The sequence below is a fragment of the Acinetobacter sp. BHS4 genome (assembly GCF_018454425.1).
Classification (GTDB): Bacteria; Pseudomonadota; Gammaproteobacteria; order Pseudomonadales; family Moraxellaceae; genus Acinetobacter; species Acinetobacter pittii.
This window is the reverse complement of the sequence record NZ_CP075323.1, coordinates 1,600,144-1,616,995: the sequence shown is the minus strand read 5'-3', so window position 1 is coordinate 1,616,995 and position 16,852 is coordinate 1,600,144. Positions and strand designations below refer to the sequence as shown.

Genomic DNA, 16,852 nt, shown 5'->3' with positions numbered 1-16,852 from the left:
TTAAAAATAGAAGTACAACATTAAACTTATTCTTGACTAAAACATTCAGTTTTAGCGCAACCACAAGGAGGGATGGAGATGTTATCATTACATTTCAACAAACAAGTCTTCATTAACACTCTGAACAGCAAAGATTCAGTTGTTTATGGAGTAACACCGCTTGCTCTTATGCTGACTTTACTGTTTCAAGGTATGATTAAAGGAAATCTGAAACCCGAATACTTTATGTATGCGATGGTTGTTTCTTTCATATTTTGTGTGTGGGCCTTTGTCGACCATAAGATGCGAAAACTAGCTAAAAGACGTCTTAGTCAACAAAACTCGAATACTTAAAAAATGGATGAGCAATCATCCATTTTTATACATCCAAAAATAAAAAAATTGTTCCGATAACTAAAATAGCTGTAGCTACTAATTCAGTCAAAATTAATCCCACCATCATTAAAGTCATCATCCATGAAGGTAAGCTAAAACGACCTAGCTTGTGAGGACGTTTGAATTGATTTGTTGTGTCCTGTAAATAGCCATGTATGATATAAACCAGAATTGAAAAACTAAAAAATAAAATATTTGCCAATACACACCATAAAGTAATATTTTCATTTAAAACAGTATAATAGCTTAATACAGCTAGAATTAGGGTAGCAGCAGCATAGAGCAAACTACTTCGATGAGCGATATCCACATAATAATGCGCACGACTTAATGCTGAACGGCGTATTTGCCAATATTTCCATACCCCAGTTAACATCCCTATCCATAAAAATACGCCACTAAACACAATTGCAAGCTGTACAGCTTTCGATAAATCCATCTTTTTTCCAATTATTCGTTTTATTGAAAATTTAATGAGCTATATAACATAAATATTGACTTTGCAGTCACATTTTAATCAAGTTTCATTTTGGAACTCATGTAAATTTAAAGTCATCAATAAACCAATCTTTACTTAATATTATGGATAACACTTTTGAATCATTTTGGATGACCTGCAAAGACGGTTATCAACTTGCAGCACATTTTTATCCAGCTCAATCAAAAAAAATAGCAAATCCCGTATTAATCTGTCCGGCAACAGGTATTACCAAAAACTTTTATCATTCTTTTGCTAACTGGTTAAGTCATCAAGGCTATGATGTATTAAGCTTTGATTTCCGTGGAATTGGAGATTCATTGCATGGGCCGTTAAAGCAAAGTACTGCAAGTATTAATGATTGGGGAACTCTTGATATCCCTTGTGCAATTGATACTTTACTGGGAAAAACCGAAGCACAGCAAGTTACTCTTCTTGGCCATAGTGCTGGAGGACAGTTATTAGGAATTGTGCCTAATTTTCATAAAGTAGCAAAAGTTATCGCGGTCGCAGGTTCCACTGGCCATGTAAAAGGTCTTAAAGGTAAAACCAAGTTTTTAGCACCAGTAATGTTCAATGTCATCTTTCCAATTTCTAGTGCTTTTAAAGGTTATGGTGCTACTCAATTTATTGGAATGGGAGAAAACTTACCTAAAAAAGTCGCCCAACAATGGCGAGAATTTTGCAGCCATCCTGGCTATGTGAAAAATGCTATTGGTAAAACAATCCACCATGATTTTCATACTGAAATTATCTGCCCTATTACTTCTATTTGGGCAAGCGACGATGAAATTGCAACCAAGCGCAACGTTGAAGATTTATTAAAACTCTATCCTAATGCACCCACAAAAATGCTAGAGCTAAATCCCATGAAACTTGGGCATAAATCAATTGGGCACATGCTAATGTTTAAAAAATCACATCAAAATTTATGGTCACTCTTAGAAAAAGAAATCCAACACTAATCTATGGATCTTTTACTTTTGCCTCTATACCCGTAATCCGGTATAGAGGTTTTTTTTAATATTAATACCCACTTTTTTTATAAAGTTACCTTATTAATCTAATAATTATCATAGAAAATTAAAATATATTAATCACCTATTCCTTTGTATTAAAAACAAGCATTTTTTACGTAAATACGTCGATATAGCTTTAAAGTTCTGCTATCGTTATTTATACGAAGCTGTTGTTTAAAAACGGTTAAACTAACCTATTTTTAATACAAACAGCTTCTTTTTTTCTGTTTAGCTAAACCAAAGAAATTGTTCAAGGATAAGTATGCTAGCACTAGAGCCTCGACATATTCATATGAATCAACATGCTGTTGATAAAAAGCATGCATTACAGTGTCTAGTAGATATATTGGTAAAAGATGGGTTAGTTACACCTGACTACATTACAGGACTCATCAATCGAGAACAGCAAAGTGCCACCTATTTAGGTCAAGGTATTGCTATTCCCCACGGCACCCCCCAATCTCGCGAATTTATTTTAGAAACAGGTATCCGTTTAGCTCATTTTCCAGAAGGAATTATATGGGATGGTGAAAACAGAATTTATTTAGCTGTTGTTATTGCGGCAAAATCTGATGAACATTTACAAGTTCTACAAATATTAACTCGTGCTTTAATGCATGATGTAAGTGAACAGGTAAAAAATGCTAAACAACCTGAACAAATTATTGAAATCTTACAAGCTCAACCATTATCTCTAACTTTGCATGAAAATTTAATTCAAACTGAAATTGAATCTCAAGATATTGAAGATTTATTTTGGTCTGCATCTCAGATTCTAAAAAAACACAATTTCGTAAAGTGCGGTTTTCTAAGTTCACTTGACCCTGATCAAGTTATTCAACTACAAGATCAAATCTGGTCTATTTCAAGCAGTAAGTTTGTTCAACAACCAGCAATCAGCATTGTAAAACCTCGCCATGCTTTAGAGCTAGGTGAAAAAAAATTAAATACCCTAGTATGTATAGCTGCCAACGAGCAATTAGATAGCCAGAGATTTAATCGACTGATTGATATTCTGTTTAATCCAGAGCAAGTTGCACAATTAGACCAAACACAAGCACCAAATGAAATTGCTAAAATCATTGGTGCAGATGTTATTCCCGATTGGCCCCACCGTTCTGTTGTACTCGCTAATGCACATGGATTACATGCTCGACCAGCAACTCATTTAGTAAACTTAACCAAAAGTTTTCAAGGTGATATCCAAGTCGCAGTAGATGAAGGCAATTTTGTTTCAGCTAAAAGTTTGACACGTCTTTTAGCTTTAGGTTGTAAACGCGGCCAAACTTTACGTTTCATTGCTGAACCAGAAACGGATGCAGTTGAAGCTTTAGATAAAGTTATTCTGGCAGTGCAACAAGGCTTAGGTGAAGAAGTTGAACCTATACAATCTTCAGACATAAAAGTAGAGCAATCTAGTGAAATCCCAAGCCATTCAAAACCACTTAGCGCAAATACAGGAATTGCTGCTTCAAGCGGTTTAGCTTTTGGCCCTGTACATGTAATTAAACCTAAGGTTTACCAATATGAACGCATGGGCTTAAGTGTCAAAGCAGAAAAAGAAAAACTTGATATTGCACTTCACGCAGTTAAAAACAATATTCACCAAGTTATTGCAAAATCTGAAGTGGCTGAAATTAAGCAAATCTTCCAAGCACATTTGGAAATGCTTGATGACCCAGATCTTATTAATGGTGTTTATCAAAAGATTAACCTAAATCTTTCTGCTCCTGCTGCTTGGCATGAGCATATTGAAGCAGCAGCCAAAGAGCAAGCAGCTTTACCAGATCGATTACTGGCTGAGCGTGCGACAGACCTACGTGATATTGGTGATCGCGTTTTGGCTCAACTCTGCGGTGAGGTCATCATCGAAGAACCTAAAGAACCTTATATATTGATTATGTATGACGTCGGACCAAGTGATGTAGCCCGCCTTAATAAAGATCGTGTAGCAGGTATTTTGACCGCCGTAGGTGGTGCAAGCGCTCATAGTGCCATTGTTGCTCGTGCTTTAGGTATCCCTGCAATTGTTGGCGCTGGTGATCAAGTACTAGATATTGAGCAAAAAAGTTCTCTTTTAATTAATGGAGATACCGGAGCTTTTATCTTAAATCCTAATGCTCAACAAATCGAACAAGCGAAACAAGAGCGAGAGCTTCAGAAAAAAATTCGTGAAGAAGCTGAACGTCACAGCCAAGAACCTGCAATTACTCTGGATCAACACCAAATCGAAATTGCTGCCAATTTAGGAAAAGTTCAAGCGACCCCTCATGCAGTAGAATGTGGTGCCGAAGCAATTGGCCTACTTAGGACTGAACTTGTTTTTATGGCCCATAGTAGCGCTCCGAGTGAAGCTACCCAAGAAGCAGATTATCGCATCGTTTTAGATGCTCTTGCAGGCCGTCCCCTCGTAGTACGTACGCTAGATGTAGGTGGTGACAAACCACTCCCTTACCTTCCAATTGCTGAAGAAGAAAACCCATTTTTAGGATTGAGAGGTATTCGTTTAACGCTAAGACAGCCAGAGCTGTTGCGTCAACAACTTATTGCTCTGCTTAAAGCTGCAGATGACCGCCCTTTAAGAATTATGTTTCCAATGATTGGACGTGTAGAAGAATGGCGTGCTGCAAAAGCTATTCTTGATGAAGTTAAAGCGACATATCCATGCGCCGACTTACAAGTTGGGATCATGATTGAAGTTCCTTCTGCTGCTTTACTTGCACCTATCCTCGCGCAAGAAGTGGACTTTTTCAGTATCGGAACAAATGACTTAACTCAATATACATTAGCCATTGATCGTGGACACCCTATTCTATCGGCTGAAGCAGATGCGCTACACCCAAGTATTTTGCAATTGATTGATCAAACTGTAAAAGCTGCACATAAGTATGGCAAATGGGTTGGTATATGTGGTGAACTCGCAGCCGATCCAAAAGCTGTGCCCATCCTAATAGGCTTAGGGGTGGATGAGCTTAGTATGTCACCGAATAGTATTCCTTTGGTTAAAGCCCAAATTCGTACACTTAACTACAGCCAAGCTCAAGTGCTTGCAAAGCGTGCACTTGAATGTGATAGCGCTACTGCTGTACGTCAGTTATCCGAACAAGAAATGTAAAGATTAGGAATGGTAATGGCTAAAGTTTTAACAATTACTTTAAATCCTGCAATTGATGTGACTATACAACTCAATGAGTTACAGATAGGTGAAGTAAACCGCCAAGAATCTGTAGAAATACATGCGGCAGGCAAAGGTTTAAATATTGCACAAGTTTTAAAAGATTTGGGGCATAAGGTTGTTGTTTCTGGTTTTCTAGGAGCAACAAACAGACAGATTTTCGATGACCATTTTAAAGAAGCTCAATTTCAACCTGAATTTATTTATATTGAAGGTGAAACTCGCCAAAATATAAAAATTGCTGAACATTCAGGACGTATGACGGATTTAAATGGAAAAGGTTTTTTCGTATCTGAACTAGATAAGAAGCACCTCTTCCAAAAAATTGAAATGATTTTGCCTCTGGTAGATGTGGTTGCTATTGCTGGAAGCCTTCCGCAGGGATTTAGTGTTGATGAGTTAAAACAACTTATTAAACTTATTCAAGCGCAAGGGAAAAAAGTTGCACTAGATACAAGTGGTAAAGCGTTGGTTGCTGCCATTGAATGTCAGCCATGGATGATTAAACCAAATACAGATGAGTTAGTAGAAAGTTATCAGCTTCCTGCTACAACCTATGCTGAACAAAAAATGCTTTTTGAAAACCTAGCCAAAATTGAACATGTCGTTATTTCGATGGGTGAAGACGGTGTAAACTGGTTACATGACACTCACCCACTTCATGCCACAGCACCTAAAGTAATAGTTAAAAGTACAGTTGGTGCGGGTGACTCTCTTTTAGCAGGTATGATTCATGGCTTATTGAGTGGCTTCTCTGCTGAAGAAACATTAAAAACTGCTACAGCAATTGCAAGTCACGCTGTAACACAAGTAGGCTTTCGTATTCCTAATACTGAAAAGCTAAACCAATTAAAAGCCCAAACAACAATCAATTCATTGAGTGAATCTGATGCCAACTGCTAAACGTTTATTATTTGTTATTAATAGTCCGCAACAGCAAGTCAATGCTTTGATTTTAGCTCGTAAGCTTGCACAAGTCGCGTCCCAACAGGGTTATCAAAATAGCATTATTTCACTTGATGAATTCGAAGTGAATGAAAGCTTTGACCAAATTATCGTTGTTGGACAACGCCCGAAAAATCTTAATATTTTTGGTACACGCCCTTTATCTTTCATTAACATTGAAGAAATCAAAAGTGATACTGATTCAGCTCTTCAAACTGCTTTAGATCATTTTAAATCTGCTCAAGACTGGCAAAATGATAATAGCTTATCAGCAACTACAGCTAAAAAATTTGTTGCGATCACTGCGTGTCCTACGGGTGTCGCGCATACTTTTATGGCAGCCGAAGCTTTACAGCAAGGCGCAGAAAAGCTCGGTTATGACATTCAAGTAGAAACTCAAGGTTCCGTTGGCGCAAAAAATATCTTATCACCTCAAGCTATTGCTGATGCCGATATCGTCATACTTGCGACTGACATTGAAGTTAATACAGACCGTTTTGTAGGTAAACGTGTTTATCGATGTAGTACAGGTTTTGCTCTAAAGCAAACAGATAAAGCGTTTGCTGAAGCAATCAGTAATGCGCAAGTTTTAGAACAAGGTAAGCAACAAACTTCTGCAGAAAACAAAGATAAAACCGAAAAAGTTGGCGTATATAAACATCTCTTAACGGGTGTCTCTTATATGTTACCTATGGTGGTGGCGGGAGGTCTTTTAATTGCTCTGTCTTTATGCTTTGGCCTTAATGCAGCTGAACAAGCAGGCAGCTTACCGGCTATATTAAAACAAATTGGTGCCGCTGCATTTATGCTTATGGTTCCAATGTTATCTGGTTATATCGCCTACTCGATTGCTGATCGTCCTGGCCTCGCACCTGGTTTAATTGGCGGCTTACTTGCTTCTCAGTTACAAGCAGGTTTTTTAGGAGGTATTGTCTCAGGTTTTCTTGCAGGCTATATCGCACTATTTATCGCTAAAAAACTTAAACTTCCAACTAGTTTAGAAGCACTTAAACCCATTCTAATTATTCCGTTATTAGGCACATTATTTGTTGGTCTAATTATGTTTTATGTGGTTGGACAGCCAGTAGCACATATTTTTGAGCTAATGAAAGATTTCTTAAATAACATGGGTACAACAAATGCTGTTTTAATGGGAATTATATTAGCAAGCATGATGTGTATTGATTTAGGTGGACCAATCAATAAAGCAGCCTACGCTTTTACTGTTGGACTGCTGACAACAAATACTTATATGCCTATGGCAGCCACGATGGCAGGCGGCATGGTCCCTGCTATTGGTATGGCTATTGCAACTTTCATTGCTAGGAATAAATTTAGTACTGGAGAGAAAGATGCCGGAAAAGCAGCTTTCGTATTAGGTTTATGTTTTATTTCTGAAGGTGCTATTCCCTTTGCAGCTAAAGACCCAATGCGTGTTATTCCAACTTGTATTTTAGGTGGAGCTGTGACTGGAGCACTCGTTGCCTTATTCCATTGTGAGTTGGTTACTCCTCACGGCGGTGTATTTGTTCTTTTAATTCCTAATGCGATTAATCATGCTTGGTTATATCTTGCTGCAATTGCTGCTGGTAGTATTGTTACAGGGATAAGCTATGCCATTGTTAAGAAAAAAATAGAAGAAAAAGCTGTGACCACTGCATAATTAAAAAAGGGAGAATTTATATTCTCCCTTTTTTATAAATTATATGTGCCTGATCTCATAAAAATTTAAACTGAAAACTATTTAATTCACTTTCTTTGAGACTTAAATCATTTAATCTGAATAGCTCTTGCCATAATCTGTGTGGGCACTTCTCCTGCGAGTATTATGGTTAGAGTTCGCTCTTTTGAGATTTAATGGATAAAATTTATTAAAATTATAATTTATAGACAAAAATACCTCTATTTCAAAAGCTTATGATTTCAAATAATATTTGAAATTTATTAATAAAAATCAGTTATTTAATATAGAAATCTAATTTTATTTTACTAAATAATAGATGTTTCATGTTAAATGTATGGTAAATTTCGGCAACACCAAAACAATACAAGTGATTGATATAAATAAATATTTTTTATTTAAATATCTTAATTTTTCATAGTTATGACTTTAGAGACAAAAACTTTCTCGTTCAATGCCACGTTCAAATCATAATTTTTTTTCTACGATGCCCTTGCAAGCAACATCGTTCAATTAACGATCAAGCAAGCTTAGATGCAATCTTACATATCCACTCAAAGAGTTTCAGGTACGGCTTTGTTAAACAGTTTTTACCTTTAATAATCTTTGATTATAGCTGAAGAGTATTTAAAGTTCGCAAAGTTATAGGAACACTTTATAAAGATAAGGACAATTAAACCATGTCATTGTTAAATGAAGCTATATAACTTTTGCTCATCAAGTAAAGTCCTGCTATAACTTGCTTGATGAAACTATATTTTTCAACTATTAAAGATAGTTCACCAGGAATGCGATCCACCAAGGTATGGGGAAAAGTCAATGACAAAGAAGTATGCGCGTTTTTTACCTACAACAGAATCTTTTACTCTTGAAGATTTTCCATATTATTGGATTACTCAAGTACATGCTCAATATGTACAAAACATTGATAATGCTTTAAAAAAATATGGTTTAGATAACTCACGTCGACGCATCATGTTGGCTTTAAGCAGCAAGCCCCATGCGAGTGTTTCTGAACTTTCAGATATGATTATTTCAAAAATGTCGACTACCACAAAAATCGTTTATCGTTTGAAAGATGAAGGTTTGGTTGAAACTTACTCTTGCCAAACTGATGGTCGTATTACTCGCGTAGTACTTACAGAAAAAGGGACCGAAATGATCAACAAGATCAATGATCTAACAAGTGTAGTACTTGAGCAGTCTTTTGAAGGTATTACTCCCTTACAGCTAGAAAAAATGATGGAAAGTTTAAAATTACTTTTAAAGAACCTTTCTCGTTAAGATGAAATAAGAATCTATTTATAAGCAATAGTTAAAGCTCTCATTATGAGAGCTTAACTATTTTAATGTCTCTACTTTGATATTGAGAGAAATAGCATCCCACATAAAATAATCAATTAACCTTCTATCTGTTGACTTGAGCTCTTAACTCCAGTAGAAATTCTCTTTCAATAACTGAATAGCAAATTTCGGAAAATGGCTAAAAGAAAATACAAAAGTGACAAATTTCAGGTACGTCGTATTAACCGTAGCTGGTGGGTACTTGAAAAAGACCTTGAATCAAACTGCTATTTAAAACATGAGCAAGTGGCAACAAAAACCTTAGCAAACAACTATGCTGATGATTATATCGAACAGTACTATATGAATCTGTACATACAACAACAGTTGAACAAGCCAGAAACTGTATAAAAAGCCATTTTGGCTTTTTTTATTTTTATAATTAAAATCTATAAAAGTTATGCATAAAAAAACCTACATCTTGGGGAAAATGTAGGCTATAAAATGCACAAAAAGGAAATATATATCCTTTTTGACAAAAAGAATTTTACGATAATACAAGCTATTATTTTATATTACTTTTGTAAACTTAATAGCGATTATTGTATTTAATTAACCTCTTTTGAGAGCTTCTTTGTTTATATTATGAATAAAATTTGATTTATCAAATTCTTTATTTTTTATCTTTACTCCTTCTACTTTCTTAGTTTTATTTTTAATATGACAAATATATGGAGATAATTATAAGCTGCTGTTTTAATAAGTTTTTTACAAAAATAAGCATAAATATTTTTTTAAAGAAAGATAAATAAAAATTAATAAATAACAAAAACATAAATTAAATCTTTAGTATATATTAGTTTTAATAACTCAATTTTAGTTCAAAAAAATACACATAAAATTTATTATTTGCTGTTTTGCTTACTACAGAAAGATTACAATAATGGCTAATAAATAGATTAATCAACACAATCTTTCTAGGCATGTTATGACTTCAATGTCGAACAACACCCAAAAGCATTTTATTGTTGAGCAAATTCCACTTCCAACTTGGGTAAGTGATGAAAATGGCTTGATATTATATTGCAATATAGAGTGTACAGAATATTGGTTGGATACTTTTTCTCCATTGCCAGAGCAATGGCTAGATTTTATTTATCCTGCCGATTTAGATGAAGTCAAAAACAGATGGCTCGAAGCAATTCGCCTACAAAAAAGAATCGAATTAAAATGTCGACTTTTACGAGCTGGAAATCAATATAGATGGTGCAAACTATCGATTCAAGCATCTAAGTATCGCAGCTCCTCACAAACTAGCGAATGGTATGTTAGCTTTTTAGATATAGATCACGATATTCAAGAACAGCAAAACTTGCAAAAGAACATTGAAATACAAAATCAGATGTTAGATATCAGTGTAGATTGCATTAAAGTTTTAAATGTAGACGGCACACTTTCTCATATGAACAAATCAGGATGCCTCGCTTTAGGTATACCTGTTGATGAAACAGAATTTGGAATGAAATGGCTCGAACTATTACCACCGCACATTCGTAAACGCGGTCGAGTCGCTTTGAAAAAAGCTCTTCAAGGTAAAGTTGCTAGATTTGCAGGAATGAGCTGTTTACCAGATCAGGATCCTGAGTATTGGGATAATATGCTTACCCCAATTCATCGGGAAAATGGTGAAATTGGACAAATTCTGTGTGTCTCACGTAATGTTACTCAACAACATTTGGCAGAAAACCAGCTTAGGAATATAAGTGAGAGAGATGAACTGACCGGATTATATAATCGGCGTTCATTTAAATTTCAACTTAAGCGTACTCTCTCATATTCAAAAGACACTCAAACAAGTGTAGGGTTACTTTTAATTGACCTCGACCACTTTAAACATATTAATGATACTTTAGGGCATAGCGCGGGCGATCATCTATTAAAAGTTCTCTCCAAACGCTTTAGTCATTGTGTAGATGATGAAAAGTGCTTTGTCGCGCGGTTAGGCGGAGACGAATTTGCGGTTATTATTAATAATCTCAATTCTGAAAATGATGTCCGAGAGTTAGCAGCCATTTTACTTCAACAGTTAAATCAGCCGATTACCTATTTAGGAAATGTCTTAAATGGTGGGATGAGCATTGGCTGCGCAATTTATCCGCAAGATGCCATAGACCAGTCAGGTTTGCTTAGTTGTGCCGATATGGCATTGCATGATCTAAAAGCGCGTGGTCGTGGGGGTATTCGCATGTATGATCCATGCATGATGCAAATGACCGAAACAGTCGCTTCTCAGCTTAATTTAGCTCGTCAGCTGATTCGCCATCATACCATCCAGCCTTATTATCAACCTAAAGTAGATTTAAGAACTCATCGTGTAGTGGGATTTGAAGCTTTATTAAGATGGCATACAACCTCAGCTCAAAGAGGCTACCCTGCACAAATTGCGGAAGCGTTTAAAGATTATAATTTAGCGAGTAAGATCGGTGAAACGATGCAACACCAAGTTCTACGTGACATCGCCAAATGGATAACTCTTGGTATTACCCCTCTCCCTGTTTCACTAAATGCTGCACCAGTTGAGTTCTTAAGAGATAATTATGCTGAGAGACTTTTGAAAAAGATTAATCAATTTCAAATACCGACGCATTATATTGAAGTGGAAGTCACCGAACACATGCTAGGCGACCGAGGCTCGGAATATGTGATCCGTGCACTTAATAAATTAAAACAGCATGGGGTACGTATTGCACTTGATGACTTTGGTACTGGTTTCTCATCGCTAACCCATATTCGCGATTATCCGATTGATAGTTTAAAAGTAGATTGCAGCTTTATCCAAAAGATGCAACATGACCCATCAATTTATGCGATTGTCCAAGCAATTGGTTTACTCGCTCCAAATTTGTCACTTGGGCTTATCGCTGAAGGAATTGAAACTCCAGAACAAGAAGAGCTACTTCGACAATTTGGTTATAGCATAGGTCAAGGATTCTTGTTTGAATCTGCTATAGATGCTACTCAGGTTATTTCCATACTTAAACAAAATCAGCCTTACTTAGAAAGTCATTACAATCTTTGAAAATAGGATGTTTAATGAACCTTTTAGTTTTTATTCATACTAAAAATAAACAATAATTTTTTAAAAACTGTTCATAATATAAGCATAAAGATAATAATTTCGGTGTTTCCGCACCATACATTGTCATAAGACAATAAGGAGCAATATATGAGTTATCACCATATCTTGGTTCCAGTCGATGGTTCTCCTACTTCACTTATTGCCGTCAATCATGCAACAGCAATTGCTAAGGCCTTTGGCAGTAAAGTGACTCTAGTATATGCACTTACCATAGATCCTTTCATTTCTGTAGAGTTCATTGATAGTACAGAATTAGCACAGGATTATTTTAATAAAGCTAGAGCATCGATTCAGAGCATTTTAGACCAAGCTAAAGAACAATTTAGCCAACATGGAATTTCTGTTGAAACAAAAATTGTTGAGGGCCAAACAATCCACACAGAAATTATTAAAGCAGCTAATGAGCTAAAAGCAGATTTATTAGTGATTGGTTCGCATGGGCGAAAAGGGTTTAAAAAGTTCTTCTTAGGAAGCGTGACTCAAGCCCTTTTAGGAGAAATTCATTTACCGGTATTAGTCGTAACTGAATAGTTTTCTAAAGCTAAAAAACCGATCTTTAATAGATCGGTTTTTTAATGGTCTGTATTACTTAGCCTTATATGTAAACTTAATGAGAGATCCTGGGTTTTCTAATGTATTTGTTACCGAGCCATCATCTTTTTGGACATTTCCGGCAGTATCAGTTAATACATATAAAACATTCCCATCTGGACTTGCAATCACATCACGATAACGGTTGTTGCTCTTAAACATCGGTACAGCGTCATCATAAGTAGTGCTATAAGTTGGATCTAACTTAATACGGAAAATAACACCGCGTTTTAAAGATGGAACCAATAATGTATTTTCCCAACCAGTAATTGCTTTTTTACCGCCCTTATAGACATAGGCAGATGACGGCGCAACTGTTGGCCAGCAAATGTAGGTCATCTCTCCACAAGTTGGATCGTTATAGTTGTAGGTATCTTGAACGGTATATAAAGTTTTTAATGGTGGGACAAAGTTTTTACCAGTCCATTCAGATTCTTTCGTCACAGGAACCCCTGCGGCTACTTTTACTCCATTCTGAGCTAAATCCTTAATTGACTTATTGGCTGCTGCTGAATAGTTTGCATAAGCATAGCCACTATCATCTTTATAACCTGCTACATTCGGCCAACCATAGTTGCCACCTTTGACAATGAGGTTAATTTCATCGTCAGAGTTTGGGCCTTGTTCAGACTGCAACAATTTACCATTTGGAGTAAATGCTAAGCCCTGCGGATTACGATGTCCGAGCGTATAAATATGGCTAACCACCCCATTAAAACTTGGATTATCCTTTGGAATACTTCCATCAAGATTTAAGCGTAGTACTTTACCCATATAGGTGTGATAGTCTTTGCCATTGAGTTCTTGTTGAGTTGGCGTATGTTGTGCTTGGTTTGGCAAGAACAAATAAGCAAGTTGATTACGCCCTTGGTCACCAATCGTATAATAAATCTTTTGATCTGGCCCAATGACAAGACGACCTGACTGATGGTCTTTCGATGATGGTAATCCTGCCAATAAATCTACTGGCTTCTCGAGCGTATCTATTGACTTGTTATAGGTATATCGACGAATAATCGTTTGATTCGGTAATTCTTTATCTGTAGATTTCGGATTTTTAAATGTACCTGAAATATAAATATAAGAATTATTTTTAAAGTCAGGATGGAAGGCAAAGCCTAATAAACCGTTTTGACCATCAGCATCATTGACAATCTCTGGTACCTGAAAAACTGTTTTTACACTCCCCGACTCTGGATTCACTCTTAAAATCTTGCCTGTTGCTCGCTCAGTTAACCAAATTTGATTATCTGGTCCCCACAACAAAGCATGCGGCTTATTTAAATTAGACAGAATAACTTTTTTGTCAAAGTTTTCTGTTTTCGCTTTAGCAAATTGAGATGGAGTAAGAGGAACATCAGCAAATGCTGAATTGAGTGTAACTACCTGAGCGGCGCCTAATAAAGCAATTTTTGCCAGTAAATGTTTATTCATGTGTCCACCTTATAAATTGTCAAAATTTTCCGAGAATTTTTAAACCTTTACTCACTGGTTTGTACGAGTTCTCTATATGATTTGTATTATGATGAATAACGAATCTATTAAAATCTAAATTTCTGAAAGGCTCTGTTGCATAAAAGTAGCTATTAAAACTGAATAAACTCTCTTTAAGATGAGCAACTTAACTATACGATTTATCTATTCTATTAATTTTATATCTGAAACTTTTTTGAAATGTCCATGAGTTAAATAAATATTTATTAACGAAGTAATTGATAGTTAAAAATTAATACTCAAAGAGACAATTCTAATTATAAAAATATACATCACTAAAGACTAAAAGTTAGAAGCTGTAATTGAGAGCTATTTTTACAACGAAGGTGTCTTATGTGTGCAAACTTTAAACCTATTAAGAAAATACATGCCAATCAGTTAGATTTATTCGAACCAACCTTTGAATATAAGATGGATATTTTCCCAAGTGATGATTGCCCACTCATTTTATCGAATGAAAATGAGCTTGAGTGGAGAAAAGCTAAATTTGGAATGCTTCCCCCTTACGCTAAAGAAATCGCATTCAAATATGCAACGTATAATGCCAGAACAGAGACAGTACAACAAAAGCGCTCTTTTAAACATGCTTGGTTAAATGATCAGTTCGCACTTATTCCTGTTGAAGCCATCTATGAACCTAAATACATTAATGGAAAAGCTCATTGGTATGGTATTTTCCGTCAAGATCGACAACCTTTTACCCTTGCTGCAATCTATGAAGAAACACTTATAGATGAACAGAAAGTTAGATCAATGTCGCTATTAACAATCAATGCTGATCATCACCCTTTCATGAAACAATTTCACAAACCTGATGATGAAAAGCGTTCGGTTATTGTGATACCTGATGATCTTAGAAATGATTGGCTCAACTGTACTCATTCTGAAGCAAAAGACTTTTTCTTAGATATGCCTGCGAATGAATTTGCCTCAATGCCAAAAGCTAAAATGAAAAATTATGATTAAATCGGTTTAGTCGACTTAGGTTAGTCAGCCTTAAAAACTTATGCTATTCTTCGGGCACTTTTAAATGCCTCAAACTCTCTATACCTATGACACTTACACCACCTTAAGTTTATTTACCCTTATCTATTGTAAATAACTCATCACTGTTTAGTGATGTGGTGTAGTCGCTTGTGTTGGTATATCACATCACTAGCCTTTTAAATTTAGAACTTAGGCTATTTCTCATGTTATCCAATGTCCGAGAACAATGGTTCTCTAATGTCCGCGCAGATATTCTTTCCGGTCTTGTTGTGGGTCTTGCTTTAATTCCAGAAGCAATTGCATTTTCAATTATTGCGGGTGTAGATCCAAAAGTTGGTTTATATGCCTCTTTTTGTATTGCCGTTATTATTTCTTTCGTAGGCGGTCGTCCCGCTATGATTTCGGCGGCTACAGGCGCAATGGCTTTGGTTATGACAACGCTTGTAAAGGATCATGGTCTTCAATACTTATTTGCAGCAACAGTATTAACTGGCGTTATACAGATTTTGGCAGGATATTTCAAACTCGCTAAACTCATGCGTTTTGTTTCTAAATCGGTGGTTATTGGATTCGTTAATGCCCTCGCTATTCTCATCTTTATGGCTCAATTACCAGAATTGGTAAATGTGACATGGCATGTCTACTTACTAGTAGCAATTGGTTTAGGAATTATTTACCTTTTCCCCTATATTCCAAAAATTGGAAAGTTCTTTCCCTCACCTCTTATTTGTATTGTAGTGGTCACATTACTCGCTATTTTTTTAGGATTTGACGTTCGAACAGTGGGTGATATGGGATCATTACCAGATACGTTACCTATATTTCTAATTCCGAATATTCCTTTAAATTTAGAAACCCTCCTTATTATTCTTCCATATTCTTTAGCGCTGGCTGCAGTTGGTCTACTTGAATCCATGATGACTGCAACAATCGTTGATGAAATGACAGATACATCTAGTGATAAATTTCAAGAATGTAAAGGTCAAGGCATTGCAAATATAGCTTCAGGTTTTATGGGAGGTATGGCGGGTTGTGCCATGATTGGTCAATCAATGATTAATGTAAAATCGGGTGGTCGCACACGCTTATCCACTTTTTGTGCAGGTATATTCTTACTTATTCTCGTTGTATTTTTAAGTGACTGGTTAAAGGTTATTCCCATGGCCGCTCTGGTTGCCGTCATGATTATGGTATCAATTAGTACTTTTGAGTGGAGTTCACTGACTCAATTTAAAAATAATCCTAAAAGTAGTAATGTCGTTATGATCGCAACCGTTATTGTAGTAGTTGCTACCCATAACTTAGCGTTAGGTGTATTAACTGGGGTATTACTTTCAGCACTTTTCTTAGCAAATAAACTTGAAAATGATATTCGTATTGAAACTTCATTCGAGGGTCAAGCTCGTCTATATGAATTAAAAGGTCAAATATTTTTCAGTTCATCTGAAAAATTTATGCAAGGTTTTAACTTTAAAGAAGATGTTAAAGAAGTCATTATTGATCTCACCCATTCTCATATTTGGGATGTGACCTCAGTTGCCATGTTAGATTCTGTTGTGAATAAATTTCAAAAGAACGGTATTCAGGTAACGGTTCGCGGTTTAAATGAAGCCAGCTCAATCATGATTGATAAATACGGTACTCATGCAAAAATCTAAAAAAGGTCCTTCGGGACCTTTTCTAA

13 protein-coding genes are annotated in these 16,852 nt (G+C 35.9%); 11 read left to right on the top strand and 2 right to left on the bottom strand.

Annotation, left to right across the window (positions count from 1 at the left end):
- Positions 1-78: 78 nt before the first annotated feature.
- Complete coding sequence (locus KIP84_RS07665) at positions 79-333, top strand: hypothetical protein (RefSeq protein ID WP_005068965.1); 255 nt, start codon at positions 79-81, stop codon at positions 331-333.
- Between the two features lie 25 nt (positions 334-358).
- Here the strand turns inward: KIP84_RS07665 and KIP84_RS07660 are convergent, their stop codons facing one another.
- Positions 359-814, bottom strand: a complete 456-nt coding sequence (locus KIP84_RS07660; RefSeq protein ID WP_213689648.1) for a hypothetical protein — start codon at positions 812-814, stop codon at positions 359-361.
- Positions 815-957: 143 nt separating this feature from the next.
- Between KIP84_RS07660 and KIP84_RS07655 the strand changes: the two genes are divergently transcribed.
- The 8 genes from KIP84_RS07655 to KIP84_RS07620 all read left to right on the top strand — a co-directional run bounded on the left by KIP84_RS07655 (position 958) and on the right by KIP84_RS07620 (position 12,627).
- Positions 958-1,818: an alpha/beta fold hydrolase gene (locus KIP84_RS07655; protein ID WP_213689647.1), complete on the top strand. Its 861-nt coding sequence runs from the start codon at positions 958-960 to the stop codon at positions 1,816-1,818.
- A gap of 316 nt (positions 1,819-2,134) precedes the next feature.
- Complete coding sequence (ptsP, locus tag KIP84_RS07650) at positions 2,135-4,987, top strand: phosphoenolpyruvate--protein phosphotransferase (RefSeq protein WP_213689646.1); 2,853 nt, start codon at positions 2,135-2,137, stop codon at positions 4,985-4,987.
- A gap of 15 nt (positions 4,988-5,002) precedes the next feature.
- Positions 5,003-5,950 carry a 1-phosphofructokinase gene (pfkB, locus tag KIP84_RS07645; RefSeq protein WP_213689645.1) on the top strand — a complete coding sequence of 316 codons (948 nt, stop codon included), beginning with the start codon at positions 5,003-5,005 and terminating at the stop codon, positions 5,948-5,950.
- Positions 5,937-7,655 (top strand): fructose-specific PTS transporter subunit EIIC, encoded by a 1,719-nt coding sequence (locus KIP84_RS07640; protein ID WP_104074420.1) that lies wholly within the window; start codon positions 5,937-5,939, stop codon positions 7,653-7,655. Before pfkB ends, KIP84_RS07640 begins: the two co-directional genes overlap by 14 nt.
- An 837-nt stretch (positions 7,656-8,492) precedes the next feature.
- Positions 8,493-8,957: a MarR family transcriptional regulator gene (locus KIP84_RS07635; RefSeq protein WP_002121027.1), complete on the top strand. Its 465-nt coding sequence runs from the start codon at positions 8,493-8,495 to the stop codon at positions 8,955-8,957.
- 195 nt (positions 8,958-9,152) lie between these two features.
- A complete protein-coding gene (locus tag KIP84_RS07630) occupies positions 9,153-9,368 on the top strand; it encodes a hypothetical protein (RefSeq protein ID WP_002120955.1) in 216 nt (71 codons plus the stop codon).
- A gap of 577 nt (positions 9,369-9,945) precedes the next feature.
- Complete coding sequence (locus KIP84_RS07625; protein WP_213689644.1) at positions 9,946-12,036, top strand: EAL domain-containing protein; 2,091 nt, start codon at positions 9,946-9,948, stop codon at positions 12,034-12,036.
- Between the two features lie 147 nt (positions 12,037-12,183).
- Entirely contained in the window at positions 12,184-12,627 is a 444-nt protein-coding gene (locus KIP84_RS07620) for a universal stress protein (protein WP_002120966.1), read from the top strand.
- Positions 12,628-12,681: 54 nt separating this feature from the next.
- On the opposite strand, the gene KIP84_RS07615 is transcribed toward KIP84_RS07620, so the two are convergent.
- The gene (locus tag KIP84_RS07615) at positions 12,682-14,121 is read right to left on the bottom strand and encodes a glucose/sorbosone family PQQ-dependent dehydrogenase (RefSeq protein WP_213689643.1); all 1,440 of its coding nucleotides are present in this window, start codon (positions 14,119-14,121) and stop codon (positions 12,682-12,684) included.
- Positions 14,122-14,514: 393 nt separating this feature from the next.
- Between KIP84_RS07615 and KIP84_RS07610 the strand changes: the two genes are divergently transcribed.
- Positions 14,515-15,147 carry an SOS response-associated peptidase family protein gene (locus KIP84_RS07610; protein ID WP_213689642.1) on the top strand — a complete coding sequence of 211 codons (633 nt, stop codon included), beginning with the start codon at positions 14,515-14,517 and terminating at the stop codon, positions 15,145-15,147.
- 224 nt (positions 15,148-15,371) lie between these two features.
- Positions 15,372-16,826, top strand: coding sequence for a SulP family inorganic anion transporter (locus KIP84_RS07605; RefSeq protein WP_068563079.1), 1,455 nt, complete (start codon positions 15,372-15,374; stop codon positions 16,824-16,826).
- Positions 16,827-16,852 lie beyond the last annotated feature (26 nt).